The sequence below is a fragment of the Paraburkholderia sp. BR13439 genome, from assembly GCF_040948805.1.
GTDB classification, from domain to species: domain Bacteria; phylum Pseudomonadota; class Gammaproteobacteria; order Burkholderiales; family Burkholderiaceae; genus Paraburkholderia; species Paraburkholderia youngii.
In genome coordinates, this window is record NZ_JBFPKN010000004.1 from 292,335 (window position 1) to 318,111 (window position 25,777).

The following is a 25,777-nucleotide window of genomic DNA, read 5'->3' on the forward strand; positions in this document are numbered from 1 at the left end:
TCGTGTAACGCGATGGTGAATTGGAACCATTCGAGCGTAATCGCCCGCGGGTAAAGACGGTGCAAAAATTCGCGGGTCTGTCGGCAAAAAGATACGACACGGCATGGCACACGGCGTAAAAAAAGGCGAGTCATAAGACTCGCCCTCCCTGAACGGCACGGCCCGGCTTCGATCAGCTTCTATTTGAAGAGCACCTGGATGGCCGGTCAGCGCCGAAACCGATCACGTGTTATTGCGTTTTGGTCGTGTCGGCTTGTGCGCCGTCGGCTTTCGCCGGGGCAGTGCTGGCCTCTTTCGCACTCTCCGTTTTAGTCTTCGCGGCGCTCGTTTCGACGGCATGTTTGCCTGTGGACTTGTGGGCCTTCTTCGTATGGGCGGAAGTCTTTTTCACGTGCTTTTGCGTGGCGGCTTCGGCGGGCGCTTTCGCTGCGGCCGCGCTGTCGTCCGTCGCACCGGCTTGTACCGCGGTGCTTGCTTTCAGACTCGCCTGGCCGGCAGTCGGCAGCTGCGTGGCTTGCGCGGGTTGCGCAGGTTGTGCGGCGGACGGTGCGGCCGTTTGAGCAAATGCGGTCGACACGAGCAGTGCGGAAGCAACAGCGGCGAAAAGCGTCTTCATGATGTGACTCCTGGTTGAATCGGTGGATTCGTTTGTCGCGGCTGAATTATTTCAGCGCTGCCGGTTTAACGTAGGGCGGAATACAGGAGTTGACGCTGCGCTGGTGACAAAACGTAAGTAGTGCGTCAGCGCGGATACATCTTGCGGCTCACAAAGCGAATCCACGGAAAGTCGCCACGCTCAATGAAGACGCGACCGCGGTCTTGCCGAGCAATTGCGCTAAAGCCTCCGACGAGACCGCCGGGCTAAACAGGAAACCCTGGGCCACCGTGCATCCGTGGCGGACCAGAAACTCGCGCTGGACCTCGAGCTCGACCCCTTCCGCGACCACATCGAAGCTCAGCGTTTCAGCAATCGCGATGATCGCAAGCGACAGCGCTTCGAGCTCCTTGTCTCTGCCGATTTCGCAAACGAAGGCGCGATCGATCTTGATGCGATCGACGCTAAAGCGTTTCAGATAGCTGAGGCTCGAATAACCGGTGCCGAAGTCGTCGATAGCGATGGAAACACCAAGCTCGCGCAGCTCGCGAAAAGCCCGTTGCGCTTCTTCCGCGTTGCGCATCAGCGTGCCCTCGGTGACTTCGAGTTCCAGTAGTTCGGCGGGCCAGTTGGCGTCCTCGAGTGCCGAGCGCACCACGCCGGGGAGGTCCGCCCGCTCGAGCTGAAGTGGCGAAACATTGACCGAGATGCGCACCGGGGGAAGCCCCGAGTGCACCCACGCGCTCGCCTGCAGGCACGCCTGCCGCAATACCCAGGTGCCGATGCTCTGAATCAGACCGGTTTCTTCGGCAAGCGGGATGAAGACGGCCGGCGACACCTCACCGAGTTCGTCGTCGTGCCACCGCAACAGCGCCTCGGCACCGACGATGCATCCGGTTTTCATGTCGATCTGCGGCTGATACGCCAGATACAACTCATTGGCTTTCGCCGCGCGCCGCAGTCGCGTCGTGAGCCGCAACTTCTCGGCGGCCGCCCGGCTCAACTCCGGCTCGTAGAATTGATAGCCGTTTCGCCCGCGCGATTTCGCCACGTACAGCGCGGCATCGGCATTGCGCGTGAGCAATTCCGGCTTCGCGCCGTCTTGTGGAAACGTACTGACGCCGATGCTTGCTTCGAGATAAAGCTCGTGCTCGCCGATGCCATACGGCTCGCTCATCTCATGAATCAGCGAGTCCAGCATTTCGGTGAGTTGCGTCGCGTCGGCTCGTTCCGCGACGATGACGAATTCATCGCCCCCGTAGCGCGCGACGAAATCCGTCGCGCGCAGCAGGCGCTGAAGCCTTCGCGCCACGGCTTGCAGCAGCAAATCGCCGATGCGGTGTCCGAGCGAATCGTTGACGTCCTTGAACCGGTCGAGATCGAGGAACAGGACGGAAACGTTCTGGCCTGTCGCTGCCGCGCGCGCCAGCGACGCCGAAAGATGTTCGCCGAGCAGCACCCGGTTCGGCAGCTCGGTCAGGGCATCGTATCTGGCTTGATGCTCGAGTCTTTTGAGCGAGCGGCGAAGATGCGCTCCAATGCGGCCGTTCCAGTGAATCAGCGAAAGCAGCAACAAGGCCGAAGCGACGCCGCAGCCCAACAGCATGCGCGTAAACCACTTCCCGTCCAGCGAGGATTTGCTGACGACTGAAGCGACCTTGGCATCGGCCGCGAGTCGTACGTCGACTACCCGTTCGAGGACGCTATAGAAATAGGCGTCGATTTCCTCGAGTCGGGGGTCGCCCACTGCCACGCTGCCGGGATGCTCCGCGATCATGCGCGCAAGACCGAAGCTCTGCTCGCTGAGTCTGCCGATCATGTCGTCCAGGTCCGACAGCCGCGATATGCATTCCTGATTCTCGCTGCAGCTCTCGCGCGCGTCGCGCGTCAACGCGAGCAGTTCCAGCATCGGAAAGCTATAGGCCGCGCGGTTGTATAGCGGCACCGTGGCTATCGAGGTGTAGAGCGTCGCATGCTCGTCGAGCATGACATGCTGAACCTGGTCGAGGTCGTGGCGCAGCCGACCGGAAGCCTGGATCGTCCGAAGCGAACTGTCCTGCTCGCTGCTCTGGCGGATTGCGAGGAAGGTACTCGTCGCAATGACAGCGAGAATGGCAAGCACGGCTATGACAGTACCGGCTTTGCGCGTTGCTTCCTGTCCCAAGGCGCTTCCTTTCCGTCAACCCGGCGCGGGCGGAAACCGGCCCGCCCGGATAGTGAATGTTCAGGTGGCTGCATGACTTGCCTTAGGGCGCTGGGGATCTACCCGATAATGGCGCGCTATGGCTCTGCTTATCCACCTATCGATCGGCAAATTCCACGCGGTTGCGACCGCTTCGCTTGGCGCGGTACAGAGCCGCATCGGCGAGACCGTATGCGGTGTCGAAACAGGTTCCGACTGCGTTGATGCTGACGCCAAAGCTAGCCGTGATGCGGCGCTCGACCGGCGGAACGACCAGCGAGTCACTGATGGCTTCTCGCATGCGCTCGGCAAGAATGGCGCCACTGGCCGGTTCATGACCGGGCAGCAGCACCGTGAACTCCTCACCGCCCACTCGCCCGATGAAGCCTTGTTCCCCGACGATTCCGCGCAGACAATCGACGACCCCCGAAATGACCGCGTCTCCAGTGGGGTGGCCGTAGTCGTCGTTGATCCGCTTGAATTCGTCGATGTCGAGGATGATCATCACCGCGCTGCTGGTGCGCAAGACCTTGGTGGTCCGCTCGATCACGGCGCTGCGGTTCAGTACGCCCGTCAGCGCGTCGTGCGAGGCGCGATACGCCAACTGCTGAGCCAGCACCTGCATCTCGCGTTCTGCCCGGTCGCTGCGGCCGATCAGGCGCCGTGTTTCGCGCATCAGGCGCTGGAAGTGCTCGATCAGTTCGCCCAGCGACTCGCGATACTCCGCGGCATCCGCATCGATGATCGAATGCATCGCGCGGGCCTTTGCCAGCGCCGTGCTCTCGTTCTGGAACAGATCGGGTGCGCCGCCCGAGGACACGTCACGGGAAGAGGTCGAACGCACCTTATTTTCCTTGCTGCGCGATGGGGCGATCGGTGAACTCGATCGCGCGGAAATCGGCCTTCAGTTCTTCACCGAATTCGGCAATGGTCTCGTCTTCCTCGTCGCGATACCAGTTCATCGACACGCGGCTTCCCGATTCCGCCGCCTGATCGAGCGCGTCGAAGATGCTGAACAGCATCTTGGTGCTCGAGCTGTTGAAGTACGTCAACGCGACGTCGATGGTGATTTCGGCCCCGGTGTTCGCTGCGAGGTACTTGCGCATCAGCTCGATGATCGGCGCGTAAAAAGCCGCTGCATTTTCCGGGTAGGACTCACCCTTGATCGACAACGCGTGTTGGTCGAAGCGAAAGTCGACTTCGGGCGACGTCGTCGTCGCGGGGATGTGTAGGTTTTCCATTGTTCTTGTGCCTTCCTGCTCAGATGATGGCCATGAGGCAAAACAGCGTGGTGCCGGGTTCGTCGGCACGCGGATGAAAAGCGAATTCAAGCGGCGCGCTCGCATCGCGCGCCATCGTCAGGAAGCCAAGGCCGGCGCCCTTGCTGTCCTTCGGCGCGTCGGCGCGCAATGTCACCTTGTACGCCTGCTTGATTTCTTCGAGCGACATGCTGCGCAGAGGCTCCAGCTTGTTGCGCAGGCCCTCGACCTCGGCGGTCGCGATGGGATTGACGCACAACATCACGTGATGCTCGCCGTGCCTGGAGATGCACACCGCGCCCTCGCGTATCGCGCCCGTCCCTTCGCCGCCTGGCTCCAGCGCGTTCGACGAGTAATGAACGATGTTCTGTGCCAGCTCGATAAAAGACGAGAAGAGTTTGCGGCGGGTCGGACCGCTGACGCCGGCGACTTCGAGTTGCAGTTTCACGACTTCGCCCATCGACGCGACGATGTTATGGGAGAAGTAGCCCTTGTGATAGAAGAGCACATTGCGCCGCTGCGCGAGTTCGAAAAAGGCGCTGTCTTGTTCTAGTAGTTGAGACATTCTGGGAATTCACTAAATGCGGGCACAGAAAAGCGTGACGTCGTCACGGCGCGGTTGATTGCCTTGCCATTCCGCGAGCGCGAGCCGGACGCGCTCGCAAATCGTCGCTGGGGTTTCGGCGCGGTTTTCGAGGATCAGGTCGAGCGCACGGCGCCGGCCGAAAGAAATGTTGCGCGGACCGCCGATCTGATCGGCGAGGCCGTCGGTATAGATGAACAGCAGGCTACCCGCGGTGACCGGAATCGAGCGCAAGCTCCACGCATAGTCGGCGAGACTGTCCACGTAACCGACGCCCATGCGGTCGGCGCTGATCGTCTCGAACTCCGCGGCATCGGGTGACAGGATGTGCAGCGCGATCCTCGCGCCGGCAAAATGCAGCATGCTCTCCGTCGCATCGAACCAGAAGAGTGCCGTGTCCAGGCCGTCGTTGGATTGGGTTCCTTCGTCGGCACTGTTCACTTGCCCCAGCAAGGCCTTGACGTTGCGATTGACGGCCGCCAGCAGCGCGGCGGGGTCGCGCGGCCCGATCTGTTCGAGCGCCTTCGACAACGACGCCGAAGCAAGCAAGGTCATGAAGGCGCCGGGAACGCCATGTCCGGTGCAATCGGCAACAGCGCCGAACCAGCCGGTCGGAAAGGCCGCGAAATGATAGAAGTCGCCGCCGACTACGTCGCGAGGTTCCCAGACCATCGCCGCGTCGCGCAGCTTCATTGACAGCGTCTCGCTGGAAGCGCGCAACATGGCGCGCTGGATCACGCTGGCGTACTCGATACTCTGCATGATCTGGCGGTTCTTCTCCGCCTGCATTTCCGCGACCGCGCTGATCAATTGCAGACCACTGCCGAGACCTGAGAAGAGTCCGTCGCGTGTCACGATGAAACCATCGACCAGTGCTTTTTCTCCGGCCTCGACGGTCCTGAAGGTCAGCGCTTCGATGCTCACGTCGGCATCGACGATGAGCGGGTCCTTGTCCATGAACGCGATGCAACTCTTCTTGTCGTAAAGCTCGCGATGGAACGGCTTGCTCATCTGCGACATGAAGATATCGCGGTTGATCAGGCCGATGGGACGGTGGTCATTGATGACAGCGAGGCTCTGCATGTCGCGGCGCGCCGAGAAGATCTCCATGACCACGGAGTTGGGGTCTTCAACGTCTACGGATGGAACTTCATGGCACAAGTCTCCGGCTGTGCGCGGATTCCCCTGTGCGGAAGAACGGCGAAATCTCGAGAACGCTGGATGCATGGCGACGCCAGTCGATGTATGAGGAAACCTCGCACGCTAAGGTTTCTCCATGTACTTTATGTGACAGAGCGGAGGCGATCCGCTCGATTGGCGCGAGATTGGAAAACGAGTGGTCACGCAAAGGTTTGCGTGACCGACATCAGTAAAACTTGCGGGCTGCGAGGTTGCGCAAATGCAACGCTGAAGGTCCACTTATTCAAATGGATTCTGCACGACACCCGGCTTGGCATCCGGCTCGTCCTGCACCTTCGCCGGCAAATCCTTCTGCGCCTGAAGACTCGCGACGATCGCGTCGAGCGCTTCCTTCAGCGCGAGCGCCGCCTTCAGGCCGCGTTGATCGCGCGTCAATTCGAGCGTGCCGTTCAGCACGACACGCGTCGTGCCGTTGCTGAGCGTGAGCGCATCGCCCTGAATGTTGAGCACATCCTCATCGTTCGAATAGGGCTTAAACACCTTTTAGTCCTCCTGGCCGCTGGTTCTTCAGGTTATCCGGAATGCCCGGAAAGCGGATGCCCGACATTGCTTCGAGCTCGTGAATCGTGCGCATGTCGTAGCGGTTGGTCGCTACATTATCAACCACGACTGCGAATGCCAGTTGACGCGACGGCACATAGACGACCTTGTACAACTGGGTCGGCACGAACACGCGCGTCGGTCCGATCGTCTGCAATTGCTGTCCGGTGAACAGAGGTCCGGTGACGACGTACGTGTCGTCGTAGGCTAGTGCGATCTTACGCACCGCAGTTTCGATGCGTGCCCACAATCGTTGGTTGTTCTGACGGTCTTGCGGCACGATGTTCGCGAGCGAGAACGATTGCGCCATCGCCTCATTGTTCCAGCGATTGCCCGCCGGACTCATATGGCCGCGATCGAAGCCGCTGCGTTTGTAGTCGGCGAGGGTCGCGCCTTCGCCTTCGGGCAGACGCGAGTCTTCGAAGAACTTGTTGGTACGCACCATGTCCTTCGCCTCTTCGATGTGCTCGCGTGTCAGATGCTCGGCCGACCACAGCGGACCGTGCGTGATACCCGAATGCAGCACCGCGAAATCGCTATAACAAAGCATGCGCGTTTTGGGCGCCATCTTCTGATTGGTGAGGACGGGCCATTGCGCATTCGGCGTGAAACTGGTGCAGGAGGGCGCCGCGCCCGCATGAGCGGCGACGGCGAGGAACAGACAGGCAAGCCACTTCTTCATGTGTCGGTGGTTCGATGAAAGGGGACGCAAGTATAGCGTCGCGGCCCGCATCGAGCGACCGCACCATGCGAATCAAAGAAAGGGGATGGGAAACAGAAGAGGCGGCGTGCGCCGCACAAAAAAGTGGGCCGCTTTGCAGCGACCCGAATGCGTGGACTTCCGACTCTACTCACGCAATCTTAAGAAGGTCTTAAGACCTGCGTTCTCGCGGTACGTTATGTTCGTTTGCGCACGAACAGATTTACGCGCTCGAGCAGTGCTCGCAGAACGAGCCGGAAGTTTCGACCGGAAAAGAGGCAGCGCGGCGAAGCGCGCCGGAGATTAATTACCGAACACGCTGTTTTCAGCGCGAGTTTTTTGACGATCCACCGCCTGCAAACGCCAGAAGCCGCTAGTCGCCTTGCGGGTTCGCAGCGCGGTCCATGCTGCGGCGCCTTGCGCGGCGCTCACTCGTTCCTTGCGATCGACGTGCAGACCGCGCAACGTACAGAGCGGCGCGTCGGCGCTCGGTGCGCACAGCGTGGTCACGCCGTTCTCGTCGCGCAGTTCACCCCAAGGGGGCAAGTCGATCCCTTGATGCGCTTCTCTCGACCACCGATGTTCATCAGTATCGAGCCAGAGCACAGCGTAATCATGGCTTACGGTGGGATCGGAACCGTTGATCAGGATGGTCAGTCGCATAGCAGTTCCGTTCATAAATTGCGAAGGGCTTTACCAGTCTAGGCGGCGCGGCGCTTTATGCAAGACAAAGGCATGATTTGCGAATGGAAAAATAATTCGCCAAACCGTGAGGCGAGGTACGATGCATGCTCGAAGCGGCGCGCCGTACGCGATATGCATGCTGGAATGAGCACATGCACACCGCGAGGCGCGGCAAATCAACGCAGCCGACAGGCGTCAAGCGAGATCGAGCGAAGTGGTCAGATCGCCGAGCGGCGCGAGTCCGTTGCTGGCGAATGCCTTGTCGCGCGCTACCACGCCATCGAGCGGAGCGAGTCCATGCACACGACTAATAAAACGCAGAATTGAGTTCGTGTCGTACACCGTGTGATCGACGTAACCCTTCTTCGCGAGCGGCGAGATCACCAGCGCGGGAACGCGCGAACCCGGCCCCCAGCGATCGCCGATCGGCGGCGCGACGTGGTCCCACCAACCGCCGTTCTCGTCGACGGTGACGATCACGACCGTGTTCTGCCATTGTGGCCCGCGCTGAATATGCTCGATCAGCGTCGCGATGTGACGGTCGCCCGAGGCGACGTCGGCATAGCCCGCGTGCATGTTCAGGTCGCCCTGCGGTTTGTAGAACGTGACGGTCGGCAAACGTCCCGCGTCGATGTCGGCGATCAGGCGATTGGTCGACGCGTCGTTGCCCATCCCGCCGTCGCGCAGATAGCGGCGGCGCGCGGCCGTGCCCGGCGCGTAATTGGCGAAGTAGTTAAACGGCTGATGGTGATACTGAAAGTCGGGCATCGATCCCGTATCGCGATGATCGAGCGCGAATTGCCATGCGCCGCTGTACCACGCCCAGTCGATGCCCTTGGCGGTCAGCCGGTCGCCGATCGTCGCGTAATTCTGCGGCGGCATCACGCGCGGGTCCGACGGATCAGCAAATGCCGGGTCGCCGCCTTCGGCTGGACGCACGCTGCTCGGCTGATACGGCGGCGCCATCGTGTTGACTGCGTAGCCGTCGGCGGTGAAAGCGCCGTCATTGACGAACTTTGGCGGACCGTCGAGCGCCGACGCGGGCGAATTGGGCGCGAGCTTCAAACGGGTGCCGGTCGGATCGTCGCCTTCCACGACCGACACCATCTTCCTCGCCGGGCTGTTGTGGATGTCCGGGTAGTACGGCGCCTGCGCCGAGATCAGGAAGATGTGATTCAGCCACGAACCGCCGAAAGCGGCCATGAAGAAGTTGTCGCACAGCGTGTACTGCTGCGCCAGATTCCAGAGACGCAGTGAGTCGGCGGAATTGCGGTAGTGGCCCATCACGAGGCCGCCCGAATCGCCCCACGCGGCGAACTGGTTGTTGCGCCCCGCGTTGATCTGCATCTGGTTCTGATAGAAGCGATGGATCAGATCGCGGGTGATCACGCCGGTCGGCAGCGGCGCGCCGTGCGCATCGACAATCTGGAACGGCCGGTTGCGCAGATGATCGAGATCCTTTTCGCCAATCATATAGCGCTTGCCGTCCACTTCCTGCGCCTGCGGCACGAGCCCGCCCCAGATCGCCGGCAGCCGCGGTAGCGGCGTCTTGCCATCGCGGTCGAGCTGGACGTATTGCTCGGCGGTGACCGCGTCGAGCGGATGCTGGACACCCGGGTAGTTGCCGTACAGGTTCGCGAAGCTGCGGTTCTCCGCGTAAATCACCACGATGTTCTTCACCTGATCGTGCAGCGCAGCGTCGAGCCGCAAGTCGGCGGCGCTGCGCGGCGGGCCGTTGCCCGCGAATGCCTCGCCCGTTTTGCAGCCGGGCAGCGCGAGGCCGAGGCCGACTGCCGCGAGACCGGTCAGGACGCGCCGGCGTTCGGGATCGTCGGGGGCGTCGTTGGTGTTGTCGATTGAATCGGGGTTGTCCAGTTTCGGCGGCAGGTGAGGATCGTGGTCGGTCATCGGTGAGTTCCGAAGGAGACGTGACGGTCGCTTCCGCACCGCTGGAGGCGGCGCGCGCGACACCGGTTATGGGGTCCGCCGAGGCCGGCAGGCCTCGCGGCTTTACGGCAGCCGACGCTTCACGCGCCAGCTGTGATGCGTGGCATCGACAGCCAATAGTAGCCAGTGCCGTGCGTCGATCGGATGACGCTTTTGCGTCGCGTAACGGTCGACGGTCAATTCGAGTTCGTCATGCGCGCGCCGATGATAGGTGGCGTGCGCGCCGGAGCCATCCGCGAACTCGACGCGCGCCTCGGCGAGGTTCGGCGCGCCGGCCGGTTCGGGAAGTTCGGCGATGCGCACCGCGCAGCCCGGATAAAGATGCGAGTCGGCAACCTGAATCTGGATCGCGTTGGGCATGACGTGGCCTCCTACGCTTGGGCGGCGCGAGCGCGCGGCTGGGACACACCGCGCCGCTGGACCGGATCAAAGCATAGCACCGCGTGGCCGAATCGCCGCATGCTTCGCGCTATCGTCCTGAATTGAATCGCATGAACCGCATAGCGCGACGCGATCGGGCTCAGCACGCATCCGCTGAGCCGCGATCAGGCGTCAAAGCGTTTTCCGATAAACCACGAAGCCGGACTTGTCCGCGACCTTGTCATAGAGCTGCATCGCGGTGCGGTTCGTCTCGTGCGTCTGCCAGTAGACGCGTTGCGCGCCGTCGGCTTGTGCCCGCGCATAGACGGCCTCGATCAGCGCACGGCCGACACCCTTGCCGCGCTCGCTATCGAGCGTGTATAGGTCCTGCAGATAGCAGATCGGTCCCGCCATCGTCGTATGGCGGTGATACAGAAAATGCACGATGCCCTGCAATTGCCCGGCGCGTTCGGCGACGAACGCATGCATCGGCTCGTAGCCATCGAAAAAGCGATTCCAGGTGATTTGCGTGATCTCGCGCGGCAACGCGGTCTCGCCCGAGCGGCCATAAAACGCGTTGTAGGCGTCCCATAGCGGCAGCCATGCATCGAAATCGTCGCGGGTGACGGCGCGAATCTGCAGCGGGGCGGACATGTGGGCGGCTCCTGTGGAAAGCTGTGGAACCGCCAGCATAGAAAATTTGCGACGTGATTGTTAGCTCCACCATGAACGACAGATCTGGAGCCACGACGCTTGCGGCAGTGCGGTGAGCCGATGCATCACCGCCTGCAGCGAGTCAGTGCTTGCGAGGATGCTTCTGGCGAAGCTCGTTGCGGACTTTCTTCGCGGCGAACAGCGGCACGTAGTCGAACACGCGCGCCTCGCTCCGGAATTCGGCGAGCGTATCGGCGTACATGCGGGACACCGTTTCGGTCGGCGTGTCGGTTTCTTCGGCGATGCTGCGGACTATTTCGTCTACATTCGGCTCGGGCTGCGACATGGACGCTCTCCGGTTAGTGTGCGGCGGACTGGATGGACGGTACGCGCACGGCAGGAGTCCATTACAGGATGCGATTCGCGAGCACGCCAATTAAATCGGCCTATCGTCCGACCGATTTCACAGAGATTTTCTTCTTGCGCTGCGGCAAGCGACCCTGCGGCGAGGGCGCGCGGAAAATCAACCGGTACGGCGGTGGTGAATACCCGGGAAACGTGCAGGGGTAAGGAGCGGCGTCTCTACTTCTCCATCTTCTGCGCTACGTGCGCGATCCGGTCGCGCACGACGCCGATCGCCTGCTTCAGCGCGTAAACGTCCTGAAAGTAGCGGTACGGAATCCGGATCTGGCTAGCGTTCGCGTCGATGTTTTCAATCTCGTCACTCCATTGCGCGACCTGCGCGCGAGTCGGCTCGGCGTTCTTCCATACTTCGTCCTCGAGCGCCTTGATCGCGCGGTACCACACGAACAGGCGTTTCTTCATACGCGCTTCGAGCATGCGCGGCAGCGCCTGGGCGAGGCCGATCAGCAGCGCGAGGAACGGCACCAGGATCAGCAGCCGCCGTTCGATCAGACTCGCGAGCCAGAACGGCAGGTAGCGATACAGAAACGGCCGGCCCGATTTGAAGTAGCGCACGCTTTCGTCGGAGATCGGGAATTCTTCGGTGTTCAGGTTCGGGAACGTGCCGAGCGGCGTGAAGTAGTCCTCGCCGCCGTGCACCGTGCGCGCCGCGTCGAGCAGCAGATAGACGAGCGCCGGATGCAGCGTGTCCTTCGACACCAGCAGCGCCGTCGCCGCGAGCAGCGTGACGTCGCTGCGCGGCAGATCGTCGGCGACGCTCGTCGAAGCACGCGGCAATACGATCTTCGACAGCGACGGGAATTTTTGCGCCAGTGCATCGGCCTGCGCGAAGCTCATCAGCTTCAGGTTGCTGGTCAGCAGCGTGTGCTGCATGTCGGCGTCGGGCCGGCCGATGAAGAACGCCGCGTCGATCTGGCCGCTTTCCAGCCCTTCGTATGCGGCGTTCGCGTCCATCTGCAGCAGCGTCGAGTTCTGGCTCGTGACGCCGCTGTAGCCGAGCAGCACCTGGGAGACGTTGAGCAGCCCGCTGCCCGGCACGCCTATCGAAATGCGCTTGCCGCGCAGTTGCGACAGCCGGTCGATCGTCGCGTTGCCGCGATAGAACACCCAGATCGGCTCGTACGATACGGCGGCGATGGTTTGCAGATTGTCCGTGTCTTTCGGACGGGTCGTGCCCGACTGGATGAAGCCGACCTGATAGGCGCTGTCCGGGTCAGCGAGGCGCTGGTAGTTTTCGACCGAGCCGGACGAACTGCGGATGTCGAGCTTGATGCCTTCGCGCTTGAGCAGCGGCGCGTAGCGATCGGCAAAGCCGCGATAAATGCCGCCGTCTGCGCCGGAAGTGATGACGATCGTGCGCTGGAACGCGGGCTCGAGGATCAGCGCGACCATCCAGCCGAATGCGGCGACCAGCACGATCGCGCCGATGATCAGAAGACGCCGGCGCCGCCGTGTCATCGGGGTTCTCGGGCTGCGGTACGGCGCGGGGTCTGGTCTCGGCATCATTACCCGGTTTGGTCAGGTCCGGCCTTGGTGAGTAAAGGAGTCGGATCGGGGTTTGATCCCTCAACTTTATGATATCGGGGAGTTTTATTCGATAGCCAGTGATGTGCAGTGAAAAGAGGCGGGGTCTGTTACAGACTGTGGCGATCGCGATTTTCGTGCTACAGATTGCAGTCGTACAGGCCCTCCCGCCGTACGAACACGCGCGTCGTTCGTTCAGTCAGAGGGAGTTGCGGTGTAGGAGGCACCTTCGATCCCATTAGCAAGGCGCAGCACATACGCACGCACGCGTAGCCGTCGCAGCGGTTACTGTTCAGCCTGCGATGCGGCATTAGCAATGCTTTACACAGTGAACTCATGCCTTTTGGACAAGATCTGGTAGAGAGCGTAACGATCTTTGCAAGGTCGGCAGTATCAAGCGTTGAATTAATGTGACGCAGCACGAACGATTCTAGTGGCGGATCGAGCTTGATTTGTGCATCGAGTTCCGGCAGTGCTTTCCAGTGGTCAATCAGCAATCGAGCGATTGTCTCGGAATAGCCTTCAGCAATCCCACCATCGTCGCAGTGACCATATTTGCTGTTCCATGGCCGCGACGGAAATGGATAGTACGCCGATGCGGAGGTTGTTTGGTATGGCCATTCCACTGGTCAATTACAGTGATTCCATCCAGTGTTTGCCCGAAATAAATTGCCGCATGGCTGGTTCAGTTCGTGTGATTTCCATATCGTCCATTGCTGTCGAATGCGGCTATTACGGTTCCTTTGGCGATGAGGAAATTGCCTTGGACTCGGTCTCCCCTTTTCCATAAGGAAGACGGCGGAATACTCACAACAGCATGAACGAGTGTAACGCACTGGCCATTCCCAATCAGATGCCCTTGGTTGATCAGGTCATCTGCCTTTTCCGTATCAGCGACATAGCGCATCTTTTCTACTTCTCCACAGCCAGTGAAAGGCGATAAGACTCAGCACACACTATCGAGGCAATCGTGCAAAAACAAGCAGTACTCGATTTTCAGATAATGCCGATCTGCTGATAAGGCCGTCCAGATTGTGATTCAACATCTAGCGACCAAGAAACAGCCTCCCGATCAATGTGTCGCAATGTGTCGAGTAGCTCCGCGACGAGTTAACCGCTCCGCAGCACTACACAACCACCCCCACCTCACCCCCCAACTCCCGCGCAATGAACTCGACAAACGCGCGAATCCGATTCGACATCTGATGCCGCGGCGAATACACCGCGAAGATGTCCGCATTCGGCGTGTCGTGATCAGGCAGCAACTGAACGAGCGACCCCTCCGCCAGATACTGCCGGATGTCCCATTCCGCGCGCATCAGGATGCCGTGTCCTTCGAGCGCCCATTTGACGGCGATCTCGCCGTCGTTGGTGGTCAGCGTTCCCTTGATGCGCACCGCCTCGGTCTTGCGCGCGGCGCCGCGTCCCGACGTCAGCCGCCACACGCCATACGCTTCGTCTCCCTGCCGAATGCCGATGCAGTTGTGGCGCGTCAGATCGTGCGCCGTGAGCGGCGTGCCGTGCGCCGCGAGATATGACGGCGCCGCGCACAGCAGACGCCGGTTCGGCGCAAGCCGGCGTGCGACTACGCGCGTATCGGGCGGCTCGCCGAAGCGGATGCAGACGTCGAAGCTGTCGTCGGTGAGCGGCGGGGGCGTGACCGACAACTGCAGTTGAACCGACACTTGCGGATACCGCGCGACGAAGCGCGAAATCGCCGGTCCGATATGGCTGCGCCCGAAGCCGAGCGTCGCGTTTACGCGCAGCAAACCCTTCGGTGTCTTCTTCGCGGAGCCGAGCAGTTCGGCCAGTTCGTCGATCTCGTCGAGAATCCGCCGCGCGCGTTCGAGGTATAGCTCGCCTTCGGGCGTCAGCATCATGCGGCGCGTCGTGCGGTTCAAGAGCGCGACGCCCGCGCGCTGTTCCATCTGCGTGAGGCGCTTGCTGACGGCGGCCGCGGTCAGCCCGAGTTCGCGCGCGGCCGCGCTGAGACTGCCGCTCGCGGCGAGCGTCGAGAAAAAGCCCAGATCCGCTGGCTGCACGGTGTCACGCATCGTCGTTTCCACGCCTTCGCATTTGTGAATGCAAGTTAAAGATGCTTTGAGTTTAGCACCGGTTTTTACCCATGCGATCGCGCTAGAGTCCACTCACGCCATTCACCAAGCACAGGACGCAGACATGAAGACCTATCGCATCGCAACCATTCCCGGCGACGGCATCGGCAAGGAGGTCGTGCCGGCCGGCGCGCAGGTGCTCGAAGCGCTCGCGAAGACCACGCGCGCCTTCACGTTCGAGTTCGAGAACTTCGATTGGGGCGGCGACTACTATCGCCAGCACGGCCTGATGATGCCGGCCAACGGGCTAGATGCGATCCGCAACAAGGATGCGATCCTGTTCGGCTCGGCGGGCGACAAGGACATTCCCGACCACATCACGCTGTGGGGTCTGCGTCTGAAGATCTGCCAGGGCTTCGATCAATACGCGAACGTGCGCCCGACACGCATCTTGCCCGGCATCGACGCGCCGCTGAAGTACTGCAAGCCCGAGGACCTGAACTGGGTCATCGTTCGCGAAAACTCGGAGGGGGAATACTCGGGTGTTGGTGGCCGCGTGCATCAGGGCCATCCGATCGAAGCCGCGACCGACGTGTCGATCATGACGCGCGCCGGCGTCGAGCGCATCATGCGCTTCGCGTTCCGCCTCGCGCAGTCGCGCCCGCGCAAGCTGTTGACCGTGATCACGAAGAGCAACGCGCAGCGTCACGCGATGGTGATGTGGGACGAGATCGCGCTCGAAATCTCCAGGGAGTTTCCGGACGTCACGTGGGACAAGGAACTCGTCGACGCGGCCACCGCGCGCATGGTCAATCGTCCCGCCACGCTCGACACGATCGTCGCCACCAATCTGCACGCCGATATTCTCAGCGACCTCGCAGCCGCGCTCGCGGGCAGCCTCGGCATCGCGCCGACCGGCAACATCGATCCGGAGCGCCGCTATCCGTCGATGTTCGAGCCGATCCACGGCTCCGCGTTCGACATCATGGGCAAGGGGCTCGCGAATCCGGTCGGCACGTTCTGGTCGGTCGTGATGCTGCTCGAACACCTCGGCGAATTCGCCGCGGCCAGGCGTGTGATGCAGGCCGTCGAAGCGGTCACCGCGAACAAGTCGCTGCATACCCGCGACCTCGGCGGCACGGCCACGACCGCGCAGGTGACGGCGGCCGTATGCGCGTTCATCGAGCAGGCGGCGACGCCCGCGGAGAACGCGGCTTGAACGCCGGCTTCGCTTGAATTGACCGGCACCAAGCGGGAACCGCGCGCAACCCAGGCGCACGGTCTACGCCCCGGCCACCACGTGGCCGGCACCCAACCTTGACTCGACTAGCTCGGCCCAACGTCGGCCGGCGCGAGGCTCGCGCGCGGTCCACTGCCGCGCGCAGCAGGAGGAGACAATGACTTCGGAACTCGAAAGCCGGGTGTCCCGCAAGCTGATGCTGCGGATCATCCCGTTCGTCATGCTGTTGTACTTCGTGAGCTTTCTCGATCGCGTGAATGTGGGCTTCGCCGCGTTGTCGATGAACAAGGCGATCGGTCTTTCGCCGACCGCGTTCGGCCTCGGCGGCGGGCTCTTCTTTATCGGCTATTTTCTGTTCGAAGTACCGTCGAACCTGATCCTGCACAAGGTCGGCGCGCGCCGCTGGATTGCTCGCGTGATGGTGTCGTGGGGGCTCGTGTCGCTCGCGTCCGCGTTCGTCGTCGGGCCGAACAGCTTCTACGCGCTGCGCTTCATTCTCGGCGTCGCGGAAGCGGGCTTCTTTCCCGGCATCATCCTGTATCTGAGCCTGTGGTTTCCGACGCGGCAACGCGCGGTGGCGGCGGCGTGGTTCATGGCGGCCGCGCCGATTTCGACCGCGATCGGCTCGCCGATTTCCGGCGCGATCATGAAACTGCCGCCGATCGCCGGACTCGCCGACTGGCAGATGCTCTACATACTCGAAGCCCTGCCGGCGATCATCCTCGGCTTCTGCGTGCTCAAGTATCTGACCGACAAGCCCGCGCAAGCCGAGTGGCTGCAGCCCGAGGAGCGCGACTGGCTGATCGCGAAGCTGAAGCTCGAAGCCGACGCGCGGCACGCGCATGCAGGCCACACGGCCGGCGCGCTCAGCGCGTTGCGCGATCCGCGCGTGCTCGCGCTCGCGCTGATCTACTTCGGCACCTCGGCGGGACTTTATACGCTCGGCTTGTGGGCGCCGCTGATCATCCGCCAATATGGTTTCGGCACGTTCGAAACCGGGCTGCTTGCCGGTGTGCCGAGCGTGCTCGCGGTGATCGCGATGGTGCTCTGGGCGAAGCACTCGGATCGTACCGACGAACGTACGTGGCACGTCGTGATTCCGTGCGCGCTTGCGTGCGTAGGCTTCGTGTTCGCCGGCAATGCGAGCACCGCGTTGATGATCGTGCTTGCGCTCGTCGTCGTGAACGTCGGCATCAGCGCCGCGAAGGCGCCGCTGTGGGCGATGCCGAGCATGTTCCTGTCGGGCGCCGGGGCGGCGGCGGGGATTGCGATGATCAACTCGATCGGCAACCTCGGCGGCTTCGTCGGGCCGTTTGCGATCGGCTGGCTCAAGAACGTGACGGGTGGCTATACGGCGGGGCTTTATGTGGTCGGCGCGACGTTGGCGGTGTCGGCGGTCGTGACGCTGATGCTGAGCCGCCAGACCAGGCACGCGCCGGTCGCGGTGGGCGAGCGGCAAGGTCACTGAGCGAAGCATCGATGATACGGGAGCGCCGCCGGCTGAAAGGCCGGCGGCGAACGTGAACTCATCCGATGCGTTAGCACTCGACTACCGGAACCCGTAGACCAGAACCTTCTTCCCTTCAAAGTGTTCCTGCACACCTTGCACGCAATTCATCGGACAGCTGTAGTCAGGAGTCGACGAGGCTGTCGGGACACTCGCCCGATAGACCACGGATTCGATCTGCGTCCCGTCCGAAGTGATCACGATGTTCAGGTCAGTCTCGACGCCAGCCGCCACAGGTCCTCCGGTAATGTAGCGGACCGACATCGTTCCGGTGCAATCGGAGTTCACCGTGTAGGTGCCGGTCTGGTGAGGATTGAAGGTAGTCGAGCCGGCTTTCGGCACGCCGTTGATGTTCCCAACGTCAGTGCGTGTGAAACCACCGCTGCCGTCGAACGTCACCAGGGCGACGTCATCGTAAATCAACGGGCTCGTGAACGGATGCAGCGTGTTCGTCGAATCGAGCAATCCAAGAATCTCTCCGTGACCGATGAACCCATAGGGTCCCTTTAGCGTTGCCTTGGAGCAAAGGCCCCCGCGACCACCACCGTCGCCATCACCGTCGCCACCACCCCTGCCGCCGCCCTGCGCGGTGCCGCTCAGCGACAGAATTGCAACGGTTACCGCCGTCCAAACGCTTATATGCCGGGTCTTCATCTTCATCTCCTTGTTAGCAAATCAGGCGCATGAAATCGCGGCGTGCAACAGCCGTTCGGCTGCCGGGATCGGGGCCTGGATCAATCAAACGAAAATAGTCGATATGAAATGGCCGCAGCGACGCCTGGTCGCCGTCGGTTGAAGGACCAGAGGTGGGGCCAAAGTGGTGAATGACGAAACGTTTTCGCCGGGCAGTCGTGTTTCGCCCGGTGTCGGCGGATACGTGCGGAAAGGATGCACGAAAGTCCGCGCAATGGTGACTTCGTGAGTCAGCCACGCTTTAAAGTCGCATGGCGAAAACCAGTGTAATCCACGCTATTTGCGCAGACCTGATGAATATCGGACAAAAGGAAGGCACATTCAGATCGCGCGCCGCGAATGATTGCGGTTTCTTTGGGGTTCCGCGTGGCTAATGTGCAACGTCGTCACGCCCGGCAAAAGAGCGTGCGCGATAACGAGACGACAGAGCGAGCTGATTGAAAGCTTGAGCGGCCGCTTCATTTTCCTGGCGAGTTCGCTGCGGTGATGCCGCGCGCCGTCTATGCTGAAGCACGATGATGTTATCGGCGGCCTTTTCCGGCCGTCGCGTTTCTCCTGCACGACCTTGCACCTTGAGTTCACGGCATACGGACATGAGATGGCAACGCACGACACTTCGCAGGCGCTCGATCCCTCGGACTACATCGCCCGCCATCTGCGGAACTTTTTGGGCGACGACCGCCACTGCTGCGGCCTCAAGGGGACAGCACGCGTTTCGCTGCTGTGCTGTTCGTCGTGCTGGTGTGCGTTGCGGCGCTCACGGATAGAGGCGCGTTGTTCAGCGTCAACCGCGCGATGAGTTTCGGGCGGCGTCTTTACGTGTGGTGGTCGTGCGCGTGGCGTCAGTGGCTCGCGAGTACGCTGCTTTTCATCGTCGCCGTGGTGGCGTTTCACTTTCTGGTGCCGCGCGCGGCGGTGCCGCTGATGAGATTCTCCGAGCATGTGATTACGGCTGATGTCGCGAGGAGTTCGCCGGCATGGTCGATGGTGATTGCGGCGATGCCGGCGATCGTCGCGCTCGCGATCTACCTGCTGGTGAGTCTGCCGATTGCGGGATATATGGTGCGCAGCGGCCTGGTCGCGCATGCTTTCGCCGGTCCCGAACGTTTCGGCTTCTGGCGCGCGGTGTCGCTCGGGCTCACGACGTATCTCTGGTCGGTGCCTGGAAGCCTCCCGATTGCCGATATCCGGTGCATGCGCAACGGCCCGCTCGAAGCGGGCCGTCTTCCATTGCCGCTGCCCACATGGGCAGCGCTCGCCAAACATCAATGATGCGCGTAGACCGAGGCGAGGGCGGCAACGTCCTGTTGCTGCGACAGAGCCGGGACCTTGACCGCGCCAGCTCCGGCCGCCGACGACCCGTTCGCCGCCCCGCCATATGCCGACGCCGCCGCGCCGTTCAGCGCGCTCACGCGCGCCTCGGCGGCCTGGATATCCTGCGGATAGGTGTTGTAATCCGCAGCCGGGTTGTAACCCGCCTTTTCGAGTTGGACCAGTTCCGCGCGAACCTGGGCACGCGTAACCGGCGCGTTGGACTGCGCGAACGAAACGACGGGGACAGCGACAATAGCGGCAACGATCAGCGACTTGACGAGTTTCATGGTATCCACCTGAGAGCAATTGAGTTGGTTCAGACCACGGTTGCGTGGCCCGTGCATCCAGTCGCGTCGACGTCCGCTTTGCTTTGCGGCACCGCCGACTGGCATGGACGTATTTGAACCCCCTCATGTATCCCGCCTGTTTCCGCGAACCCCGACTTTTGCAACGGTGTTTGTCGGTCAGCCCGGTGGATACATAACGATACGAAACTCGTCGAAATCACCGCGCACCGTTACTGGCCGCGAGTTCGGCACTACCGCGCATCTCGCCCAACGACGCGCCGTTCGGCCGCAGCCGCAGGCGCGGATCGAGCCGCTGCCACGGCAAATCTGCGGGATCGGCGGCCATCGGGCCAGGCGCTTTCGCCACCAGATGGGCGGCGGCGATCGCGTCGAAGTCGGCGCGATAGTGAACTGAACTCTTGTTGACGAGGATCTTCATCCGTTCGGGTTCGATGCCGGCCGCGCGATAGAGATTGCGATCGAAGATCTGCATCTTGACCGAGCTGACCGCGATCCTGACGCCGTCGATGCGCAGGCACGCCACCGGCCCGATATCGGTCCACATACCGTTCATCATGGGGCCATCGAAGCGCACTCGTCCGTGGGAGAGGTGCTCGACCACGAAGCGCCCGGCGAGCGGCGCGTCCCCAGGTACGCCGGAGCCGCCCGCGAGTTCGAGCTTGATCGTCGCGCCGAGCCCCGCTTCGTGTGCCTTCGCCGCCGCGCGTGGGTCCCAGATCAGGCCGACGGCGGCGTCGCTCGCACCGTGTCGCAGCAGCGCGCGCACGAGACCCATCGTGTTCGAATCGCCGCCCACGCCCGGGTTGTCCTGCGTATCGGCGATCACGACGGGTCGAATCGCATGTTCGGCAAGCCGCATCGCTTCGCGCACGGCGGCGTCCGGGTCGAGGAAGCGCACTTCCCAGTCGCGCTCCTGCGCGACGATGGTCGAGGCCAGCGCATCGACGGCGGCGGTCACGGCGGCCTCGTCGAAGCCGTAGCCCCAGACCGCCGCGCCACATTCGGGAAAATCGGACGCCGGAAATCCTGGCGCGAACGACAGGGAGACGACGCCGTCGCGTTCCAGCGCCGCGAGACGATCGTACGTGCCGCGCGCCGGTTCGGCGAGCGTGCACATGCCGTTGACGGGGATCAGGAACGGAATGCGGCGCACGACGTGCTTAAGGCCACGCTCCGGCTCTTTTGCGAGGCGCATCAGGATTTGCGCGGCGCGAGCGCCGGTCTCGGCCATGTCGACATGCGGATAGGTCCGGTACGCGACCATCGCATCCGCGTGCGCGAACATCTGCTCGGTTACGTTGGCGTGCAGATCGAGCGAGACCACCACCGGGATTTCGCGGCCGACGATCGCCCGCACGCGCGCGAGCAGTTCGCCTTCGCCGTCGTCGAGATGCTCGGCGACCATCGCGCCGTGCAGGTCGAGATAGACGGCGTCGAAACCGCCACGCCGCACGGCCTCGACGATTTCGCCCGCGATGCGCTCGTAGGCGTCTTCTGTCACATGCGCGGAGGCGCTCGCGCCTGCCCAGATCACCGGCACGAGCGTATGGCCCGCCGCTTCCGCCGCCTGAATGAAGCCGCCGGCGGGGATGTTCACATCACGCAGCGCCAGCACGCCGGAGCCGCGCGCGAGCGGCGGAAAGCCCTCGCCCTGAACGAAGCTCTGCCAGCTTGCTTTGGTCGGGGCGAACGTGTTGGTTTCGTGCTGGAAGCCTGCGATGAGAATCTTCATTTCCCGTTACCTCGTTGATAAAGGATGGCTAATCGAAAGGATTTCTTGGCGCTCCTTGAAAGCGCGGCACAAGGTCAGGGCTTCGTGGCAGCGAGCCGGAGCGGAAAGATCAGCAGCGCGGCAAGCAGCGACACGCCAGCCATTGCGAGCAGCGCGGGCTGAAGACTGCCGGCGGCCGTCTTGATCCAGCCGATGGCCGCGGGCCCCCAGAAGCCGCCAGAAAGCCCGATGGTGTTGATGAGGGCGATGCCGCCCGCGGCGGCCGGCCCCTTGACGTACTCGGGCGGAATCGCCCAGAAGACCGTGTAGGCCATCCACAGCGCCATCGTCACGAGCGTGAGCAGCGTCAGCGTGAGCGCGAGATGATTGCCCGCGGCCGCGCAAGCTGCCAGCAGCAACGCGGCGGCGGCCGCAGGCGCCGCGCAATGCAGGCGTCGCTCGCCGAGCCGGTCCGAACGTGAGCCCATATAGAGCATGCCCACCGCCGCGGCAACGTACGGGATCGACGTGTACCAGCCGAGCGTGATCAGGTCGCTTACGCCCTGGGCCTTCAGGATGGCGGGCAGCCAGAAGCTGATCGCGTAGATCGAAGCAATGATGCAGAAGTAGGCGAACGCCAGCACATAGACCTTGCGGTCGCGCAGCACATGCCGAAACGAAGTGGCATGAGCCTGCGCCATGCCGACTTCGGCCTCGAGCTGACGCTTGTCGGCGTCGTTGAGCCACGCGGCGTCGGCCGGGCGGTCAGGCAGATAGAGGAAGGTCGCGATGCCGAGCACGATGCACGGCAGGCCTTCGACGAGAAACATCCATTGCCAGCCGGCGAGCCCGGCCTTGCCCGCGAGCGTGCTCATGATCGCCGCCGATACCGGCCCGCCGACTATCCCGCCGATCGGGCCGGCCAGAAACACCATCGCAATCGCGCGCGCCATGCGCGACGGCCCGTACCAGCGTGACAGATAGAAGATCATGCCCGGCGCGAAGCCGGCCTCGAACACGCCGAGCAGGAAGCGCATCGCGTAGAACGCCGGCACACTGCGCACGAACAGCATGCAGGCCGATGTAATGCCCCAGAGAACGAGAATGCGGCCGAAAGTCTTGCGCGCGCCAATGCGCGGCAGCAGCAGATTGCTCGGCAGCTCGAACAGCACATAGCCGATGAAGAAGATGCCCGCGCCCACACCGTAAGCGGCATCGGAGAAGCCGAGATCGGTCTGCATCTGCAGCTTCGCGAAGCCGACGTTCACGCGATCGAGGTAAGCAAACAGATAGCAGATCAGAAGAAACGGCAGCAAACGCGCGTTGATCTTGCTATAGAGTGCCGAAGCGTCGCCGCCTCGCGCGGTCGGAAGAATGGCCGCCATGTCTGTCTCCGAATGTGTGTCGACCGGGGGCAGCGCTTTGGCGCTTGCTCTGGTCGCATGCAATAGATGTGATGCGCATCGTGCGCAACACCATCCTGACCAGGGCAATCCTTGCTAGCAAGAGCAACAAAGTTCACATATCGTTCCTCACAGAGCAACGGAGCCACACAGGCTAACGGGGATGTGATGCGCGAAATCAATCAGCAGCGGCTGCGCTATTTCCATGAGGTGCTCGGGCACGGCACGATCCGCGGTGCCGCGGACAGCCTCAACACGTCGCCCTCGGTGATCACGCGGCAGATCAAGCTGCTCGAAGACGAACTGGGCGTGCAGCTGTTCGAGCGGCAGGCGCGCGGCGTCCGGCCCACCGAGGCCGCCGCGCATCTGCTGGAGTTCTGGCGCGGCTATCGCGCGCAGCAGGAGAAGTTCGAGGATCAGCTGCACGCGTTGCGCGGCTTGCAGCAAGGCCGCGTCGATCTGGCCGTCAGCGAGGGTTACGTGGATGCGCTGATTGCCGAGGTCATCACGCCGTTCTGTGTGCAATACCCGAAGGTCGATATCGGCCTCACCGTGCTGCCAGTCGACGACGTGCTCGACGCAGTTGCGGAAAGCCGCGCCCATATCGGGCTCGCGTTCAATCCGCCGCCGCATCCGCGCGTCGAATATCGCGCGAGTTCCGCGCAGCCCGTGGTGTTGCTGGTGCGCCGCGACCATCCTCTCGCGCGGCGCGGCAAGCCCGCCACGATCGACGATCTGCTCGCGTGGCCGCTGGCGTTGATGCCGAGCACGTTCGGCATCGGGCACCTCGCAACGATGCTCGCGTTCGTCGAACACGTTGAGATCCGCGCGACGCTCACCACCAATTCGCTAACGGCACTCAAGCGGTTTGTCGCCGATGAAAACTTTGCGACGCTGATCGGAGAATTCGCGGCCTCGCGCGAGATTCAGGCTGGCGAGCTGGCGACCGTGCCGATCGACCACGCGCTGTTTTTAGGCACGAAGGCGCGCGTGCTGGTGAAATCCGGGCGGCCGCTCGTCGCGGCCGCGCACGAACTGCTCGCGTGGATCTTGCAGCGCATGACGATGTTTGGGGGGGCGCGCAAAGGTGAATCGGGTTGAGTCACTGCGACCGCGCGCAATAGGCCCCCACCTGCCGCCTGCGCACCACCATCAACGAACAGACCCCGATGGACGCCACGATATTCACGGCCGGATAAAACGCCACGGCCACACTCCATTTCGGCAGCGCGAGAATCGCGAGCGCGTATTTAAGAACGCATAGCGCAAAGTACAAAAGACTCTCACTCCACGGATCAAGAATGGTCTTGCGCACCGTCGGCCCGAGGCCGACGAGTTCGATCAGCGTGACAAGACAGATCGACCAAGTCGGATCATTGGTGAGTATCCAGAGCGGAATAGCCGACAACGCGGCGACGAGGCAAAGCCAATCGAAAGTGGTCCGCCGGCGTTCACCCCGAAAGACGCTCGCGACGAGAACAAAGAAGCAGGTGGCCGCGATCGCCGCCGTAGACCACGCCGAAGGGCCTGCACCGGCGACGAATTGCCCGACCGCCGCAATCGCCGTGACGACCGACCAGACCAGCCACGTGAACAGATGCGGACGTACGGTGCCGCGCCAGATCGCAAGTCCATAAGGCAGAAACGCGATCAGCGAAACGATCGCCCCCATCACGCCGAACAGTCGGGTCATGTCCTGAAAGACGCGCATCATAGGAGGATCACACCCGGCACTGTCCTCGATATCGTGCCGGCGGTGCTCCACATGCGCGCGTAAAGAACCGCGTAAACGCTGTCGTCGATGCAAAGCCGACCCGCTCGCTGATCTCGCTGATCGACATCGGCGTATGCGCGAGCAGCGTACGCGCTTCGTCGATGCGCGTTTGCGTCAGCACTTCGGTGAAGGTTTTGCGCTCCGCGGCGAGCTTGCGTTGCAAGGTCCAGCGCGTCAGCGACAGCCTCTCGCAGACGATCGTCTGCAGGCTCTTGGGATCGATCGCATCCGCCTGCTCGCGCAGCACGTCACGCAGACATCGCTCGACCGTCGGAGAAAAGCGGCCCTGCTCGCGAATCCGCTGCAAGATGCCATGCGCGGCGTGCATATGAATTTTCGAAAGCGGCGCGTTGTAGACCTCGAACGCGCGATCCAGCGCCGACGACTGCAACACCATCCGATTGCACGCCTGATCGAGTTGAACGCGCACGCCCAACGTCCCGCACAGCGCGCCGAACGCACCGAGCCGCGCATCGGTGATGCCTGCGTCGCGCACGCGCAGGCGCGCGTCGTAGAGCTTCGCCACTCTGGCGATCAGCGCGAAATTGCCGAGCGCGCTCGATGCGTTGCGACCTTCGCCTTCCGTCACGTATTCGAAAGCGACTTCGTCGCCGTGCTCCTGCACGACGAGCCAGTCGACATTACCGATCAGGTCGCGGTAGGTGACGTAATTGCGCAACGCATCGCGCAGCGTCGGACTATTGCAGAGCACGCCGGCGAGCTCGGGGAAATACAGCAGACTATCCAGCACGTCGCCCTCGGGGGCGCCGCGCATCAGACAGCTTTCCGCAAGCCGCAGCGTTGCGACGTGTTTGTCGCCCGGGACCCGCGCATCCGCTGCGTCGATGTCTGCCTCCGCGATGCCGATCTCGTGAGCCACTTTGGTGCGATCGAGACCCTCACGCTCTGCCGCGTCGAGCAATCCTCGATAGATGCGCGCTGATACGGACTTCTGACGCAAATCCACTGTGCCTCCTCCGGTCGAAACCTGTCTGCGGGTTTTCCTGACTCTTCATCGGTCAAGTGCTGCACCCATCGGTCAAGCGCGCTTCGAGCGCATCCCTAGAATTTCTTTCGGCGCATTACCGCGAGCGCTAAGCGTAACAGGACGACAACGTTATG

25 protein-coding genes and 1 pseudogene are annotated in these 25,777 nt (G+C 62.4%); 4 read left to right on the forward strand and 22 right to left on the reverse strand.

Translation table 11 applies throughout. The features are described 5' to 3' along the window. Window positions 1-229: 229 nt before the first annotated feature. The 16 genes and pseudogenes from AB3X96_RS10600 to AB3X96_RS10675 form a co-directional block, all read right to left on the reverse strand. The gene (locus tag AB3X96_RS10600) at window positions 230-616 is read right to left on the reverse strand and encodes a hypothetical protein (RefSeq protein ID WP_176107054.1); all 387 of its coding nucleotides are present in this window, start codon (window positions 614-616) and stop codon (window positions 230-232) included. A 148-nt stretch (window positions 617-764) separates the two neighbouring features. Continuing rightward, window positions 765-2,759 (reverse strand): putative bifunctional diguanylate cyclase/phosphodiesterase, encoded by a 1,995-nt coding sequence (locus tag AB3X96_RS10605; RefSeq protein ID WP_368589664.1) that lies wholly within the window; start codon window positions 2,757-2,759, stop codon window positions 765-767. A 136-nt stretch (window positions 2,760-2,895) separates the two neighbouring features. Continuing rightward, complete coding sequence (locus tag AB3X96_RS10610) at window positions 2,896-3,621, reverse strand: GGDEF domain-containing protein (protein WP_368589665.1); 726 nt, start codon at window positions 3,619-3,621, stop codon at window positions 2,896-2,898. Window position 3,622: 1 nt separating this feature from the next. Then, window positions 3,623-4,018 carry a DUF1987 domain-containing protein gene (locus AB3X96_RS10615; RefSeq protein WP_368589666.1) on the reverse strand — a complete coding sequence of 132 codons (396 nt, stop codon included), beginning with the start codon at window positions 4,016-4,018 and terminating at the stop codon, window positions 3,623-3,625. Between the two features lie 19 nt (window positions 4,019-4,037). After that, the gene (locus AB3X96_RS10620) at window positions 4,038-4,601 is read right to left on the reverse strand and encodes a SiaB family protein kinase (protein ID WP_368589667.1); all 564 of its coding nucleotides are present in this window, start codon (window positions 4,599-4,601) and stop codon (window positions 4,038-4,040) included. A gap of 12 nt (window positions 4,602-4,613) precedes the next feature. After that, window positions 4,614-5,729 carry a SpoIIE family protein phosphatase gene (locus tag AB3X96_RS10625; protein WP_368589668.1) on the reverse strand — a complete coding sequence of 372 codons (1,116 nt, stop codon included), beginning with the start codon at window positions 5,727-5,729 and terminating at the stop codon, window positions 4,614-4,616. A gap of 309 nt (window positions 5,730-6,038) precedes the next feature. Beyond that, window positions 6,039-6,299 carry a hypothetical protein gene (locus AB3X96_RS10630; RefSeq protein ID WP_368589669.1) on the reverse strand — a complete coding sequence of 87 codons (261 nt, stop codon included), beginning with the start codon at window positions 6,297-6,299 and terminating at the stop codon, window positions 6,039-6,041. Then, window positions 6,292-7,041 carry a DNA/RNA non-specific endonuclease gene (locus AB3X96_RS10635; protein WP_368589670.1) on the reverse strand — a complete coding sequence of 250 codons (750 nt, stop codon included), beginning with the start codon at window positions 7,039-7,041 and terminating at the stop codon, window positions 6,292-6,294. Before AB3X96_RS10635 ends, AB3X96_RS10630 begins: the two co-directional genes overlap by 8 nt. A gap of 321 nt (window positions 7,042-7,362) precedes the next feature. Further along, complete coding sequence (locus AB3X96_RS10640) at window positions 7,363-7,722, reverse strand: DUF3564 domain-containing protein (protein WP_013092796.1); 360 nt, start codon at window positions 7,720-7,722, stop codon at window positions 7,363-7,365. 216 nt (window positions 7,723-7,938) lie between these two features. Continuing rightward, window positions 7,939-9,651 (reverse strand): acid phosphatase, encoded by a 1,713-nt coding sequence (locus AB3X96_RS10645; RefSeq protein WP_368589671.1) that lies wholly within the window; start codon window positions 9,649-9,651, stop codon window positions 7,939-7,941. Between the two features lie 102 nt (window positions 9,652-9,753). Continuing rightward, the gene (locus tag AB3X96_RS10650; RefSeq protein ID WP_176107045.1) at window positions 9,754-10,050 is read right to left on the reverse strand and encodes a hypothetical protein; all 297 of its coding nucleotides are present in this window, start codon (window positions 10,048-10,050) and stop codon (window positions 9,754-9,756) included. 192 nt (window positions 10,051-10,242) lie between these two features. Then, window positions 10,243-10,704, reverse strand: coding sequence for a GNAT family N-acetyltransferase (locus AB3X96_RS10655; RefSeq protein ID WP_176107044.1), 462 nt, complete (start codon window positions 10,702-10,704; stop codon window positions 10,243-10,245). 142 nt (window positions 10,705-10,846) lie between these two features. Beyond that, complete coding sequence (locus tag AB3X96_RS10660) at window positions 10,847-11,050, reverse strand: DUF3562 domain-containing protein (RefSeq protein WP_176107043.1); 204 nt, start codon at window positions 11,048-11,050, stop codon at window positions 10,847-10,849. 236 nt (window positions 11,051-11,286) lie between these two features. Then, a complete protein-coding gene (locus tag AB3X96_RS10665) occupies window positions 11,287-12,585 on the reverse strand; it encodes a TAXI family TRAP transporter solute-binding subunit (protein WP_368589672.1) in 1,299 nt (432 codons plus the stop codon). A 556-nt stretch (window positions 12,586-13,141) separates the two neighbouring features. Further along, window positions 13,142-13,558 (reverse strand): annotated as a pseudogene (locus tag AB3X96_RS10670) (BPSL0067 family protein). A gap of 220 nt (window positions 13,559-13,778) precedes the next feature. Continuing rightward, on the reverse strand, window positions 13,779-14,705 hold the full coding sequence (locus AB3X96_RS10675; protein ID WP_368589673.1) for a LysR substrate-binding domain-containing protein: 927 nt from the start codon (window positions 14,703-14,705) through the stop codon (window positions 13,779-13,781). Between the two features lie 124 nt (window positions 14,706-14,829). Here AB3X96_RS10675 and AB3X96_RS10680 point away from each other — a divergent pair, with 124 nt between their 5' ends. Then, on the forward strand, window positions 14,830-15,924 hold the full coding sequence (locus AB3X96_RS10680; RefSeq protein ID WP_368589674.1) for a tartrate dehydrogenase: 1,095 nt from the start codon (window positions 14,830-14,832) through the stop codon (window positions 15,922-15,924). Window positions 15,925-16,102: 178 nt separating this feature from the next. Further along, a complete protein-coding gene (locus tag AB3X96_RS10685) occupies window positions 16,103-17,413 on the forward strand; it encodes an MFS transporter (protein WP_368589675.1) in 1,311 nt (436 codons plus the stop codon). Between the two features lie 81 nt (window positions 17,414-17,494). Here the strand turns inward: AB3X96_RS10685 and AB3X96_RS10690 are convergent, their stop codons facing one another. Continuing rightward, complete coding sequence (locus AB3X96_RS10690; RefSeq protein ID WP_368589676.1) at window positions 17,495-18,106, reverse strand: hypothetical protein; 612 nt, start codon at window positions 18,104-18,106, stop codon at window positions 17,495-17,497. A 762-nt stretch (window positions 18,107-18,868) separates the two neighbouring features. On the opposite strand from AB3X96_RS10690, the gene AB3X96_RS10695 reads away from it, so the two are divergent. Further along, window positions 18,869-19,417 (forward strand): hypothetical protein, encoded by a 549-nt coding sequence (locus AB3X96_RS10695; protein ID WP_368589677.1) that lies wholly within the window; start codon window positions 18,869-18,871, stop codon window positions 19,415-19,417. Here AB3X96_RS10695 and AB3X96_RS10700 read toward each other — a convergent pair. The 3 genes from AB3X96_RS10700 to AB3X96_RS10710 form a co-directional block, all read right to left on the reverse strand. Then, the gene (locus tag AB3X96_RS10700) at window positions 19,411-19,746 is read right to left on the reverse strand and encodes a DUF4148 domain-containing protein (protein ID WP_368589678.1); all 336 of its coding nucleotides are present in this window, start codon (window positions 19,744-19,746) and stop codon (window positions 19,411-19,413) included. The genes AB3X96_RS10695 and AB3X96_RS10700 overlap by 7 nt on opposite strands. 217 nt (window positions 19,747-19,963) lie before the next feature. Beyond that, window positions 19,964-21,499, reverse strand: a complete 1,536-nt coding sequence (locus AB3X96_RS10705) for a M81 family metallopeptidase (RefSeq protein ID WP_368589679.1) — start codon at window positions 21,497-21,499, stop codon at window positions 19,964-19,966. 74 nt (window positions 21,500-21,573) lie between these two features. After that, window positions 21,574-22,863 (reverse strand): MFS transporter, encoded by a 1,290-nt coding sequence (locus AB3X96_RS10710; protein WP_368589680.1) that lies wholly within the window; start codon window positions 22,861-22,863, stop codon window positions 21,574-21,576. Window positions 22,864-23,049: 186 nt separating this feature from the next. Here AB3X96_RS10710 and AB3X96_RS10715 point away from each other — a divergent pair, with 186 nt between their 5' ends. Continuing rightward, window positions 23,050-23,982 carry a LysR family transcriptional regulator gene (locus AB3X96_RS10715; RefSeq protein WP_368589681.1) on the forward strand — a complete coding sequence of 311 codons (933 nt, stop codon included), beginning with the start codon at window positions 23,050-23,052 and terminating at the stop codon, window positions 23,980-23,982. A 1-nt stretch (window position 23,983) separates the two neighbouring features. Here AB3X96_RS10715 and AB3X96_RS10720 read toward each other — a convergent pair whose 3' ends face one another. Both AB3X96_RS10720 and AB3X96_RS10725 read right to left on the reverse strand, forming a co-directional pair. After that, window positions 23,984-24,595, reverse strand: a complete 612-nt coding sequence (locus AB3X96_RS10720) for a hypothetical protein (RefSeq protein WP_368589813.1) — start codon at window positions 24,593-24,595, stop codon at window positions 23,984-23,986. Between the two features lie 7 nt (window positions 24,596-24,602). Further along, complete coding sequence (locus tag AB3X96_RS10725; RefSeq protein ID WP_368589682.1) at window positions 24,603-25,622, reverse strand: helix-turn-helix domain-containing protein; 1,020 nt, start codon at window positions 25,620-25,622, stop codon at window positions 24,603-24,605. Between the last annotated feature and the right edge of the window lie 155 nt (window positions 25,623-25,777).

What these genes read in the sequence shown, in the direction of transcription:
- AB3X96_RS10600 (WP_176107054.1), bottom strand. Translation starts at nt 616, where the DNA reads ATGAAGACGCTTTTCGCCGCTGTTGCTTCCGCACTGCTCGTGTCGACC.
- AB3X96_RS10615 (WP_368589666.1), bottom strand. Translation starts at nt 4,018, where the DNA reads ATGGAAAACCTACACATCCCCGCGACGACGACGTCGCCCGAAGTCGAC.
- AB3X96_RS10620 (WP_368589667.1), bottom strand. Translation starts at nt 4,601, where the DNA reads ATGTCTCAACTACTAGAACAAGACAGCGCCTTTTTCGAACTCGCGCAG.
- AB3X96_RS10625 (WP_368589668.1), bottom strand. Translation starts at nt 5,729, where the DNA reads ATGGAGATCTTCTCGGCGCGCCGCGACATGCAGAGCCTCGCTGTCATC.
- AB3X96_RS10635 (WP_368589670.1), bottom strand. Translation starts at nt 7,041, where the DNA reads ATGAAGAAGTGGCTTGCCTGTCTGTTCCTCGCCGTCGCCGCTCATGCG.
- AB3X96_RS10640 (WP_013092796.1), bottom strand. Translation starts at nt 7,722, where the DNA reads ATGCGACTGACCATCCTGATCAACGGTTCCGATCCCACCGTAAGCCAT.
- AB3X96_RS10645 (WP_368589671.1), bottom strand. Translation starts at nt 9,651, where the DNA reads ATGACCGACCACGATCCTCACCTGCCGCCGAAACTGGACAACCCCGAT.
- AB3X96_RS10650 (WP_176107045.1), bottom strand. Translation starts at nt 10,050, where the DNA reads ATGCCCAACGCGATCCAGATTCAGGTTGCCGACTCGCATCTTTATCCG.
- AB3X96_RS10655 (WP_176107044.1), bottom strand. Translation starts at nt 10,704, where the DNA reads ATGTCCGCCCCGCTGCAGATTCGCGCCGTCACCCGCGACGATTTCGAT.
- AB3X96_RS10660 (WP_176107043.1), bottom strand. Translation starts at nt 11,050, where the DNA reads ATGTCGCAGCCCGAGCCGAATGTAGACGAAATAGTCCGCAGCATCGCC.
- AB3X96_RS10665 (WP_368589672.1), bottom strand. Translation starts at nt 12,585, where the DNA reads ATGACACGGCGGCGCCGGCGTCTTCTGATCATCGGCGCGATCGTGCTG.
- AB3X96_RS10675 (WP_368589673.1), bottom strand. Translation starts at nt 14,705, where the DNA reads ATGCGTGACACCGTGCAGCCAGCGGATCTGGGCTTTTTCTCGACGCTC.
- AB3X96_RS10680 (WP_368589674.1), top strand. Translation starts at nt 14,830, where the DNA reads ATGAAGACCTATCGCATCGCAACCATTCCCGGCGACGGCATCGGCAAG.
- AB3X96_RS10685 (WP_368589675.1), top strand. Translation starts at nt 16,103, where the DNA reads ATGACTTCGGAACTCGAAAGCCGGGTGTCCCGCAAGCTGATGCTGCGG.
- AB3X96_RS10690 (WP_368589676.1), bottom strand. Translation starts at nt 18,106, where the DNA reads ATGAAGACCCGGCATATAAGCGTTTGGACGGCGGTAACCGTTGCAATT.
- AB3X96_RS10700 (WP_368589678.1), bottom strand. Translation starts at nt 19,746, where the DNA reads ATGAAACTCGTCAAGTCGCTGATCGTTGCCGCTATTGTCGCTGTCCCC.
- AB3X96_RS10705 (WP_368589679.1), bottom strand. Translation starts at nt 21,499, where the DNA reads ATGAAGATTCTCATCGCAGGCTTCCAGCACGAAACCAACACGTTCGCC.
- AB3X96_RS10710 (WP_368589680.1), bottom strand. Translation starts at nt 22,863, where the DNA reads ATGGCGGCCATTCTTCCGACCGCGCGAGGCGGCGACGCTTCGGCACTC.
- AB3X96_RS10715 (WP_368589681.1), top strand. Translation starts at nt 23,050, where the DNA reads ATGCGCGAAATCAATCAGCAGCGGCTGCGCTATTTCCATGAGGTGCTC.
- AB3X96_RS10720 (WP_368589813.1), bottom strand. Translation starts at nt 24,595, where the DNA reads ATGATGCGCGTCTTTCAGGACATGACCCGACTGTTCGGCGTGATGGGG.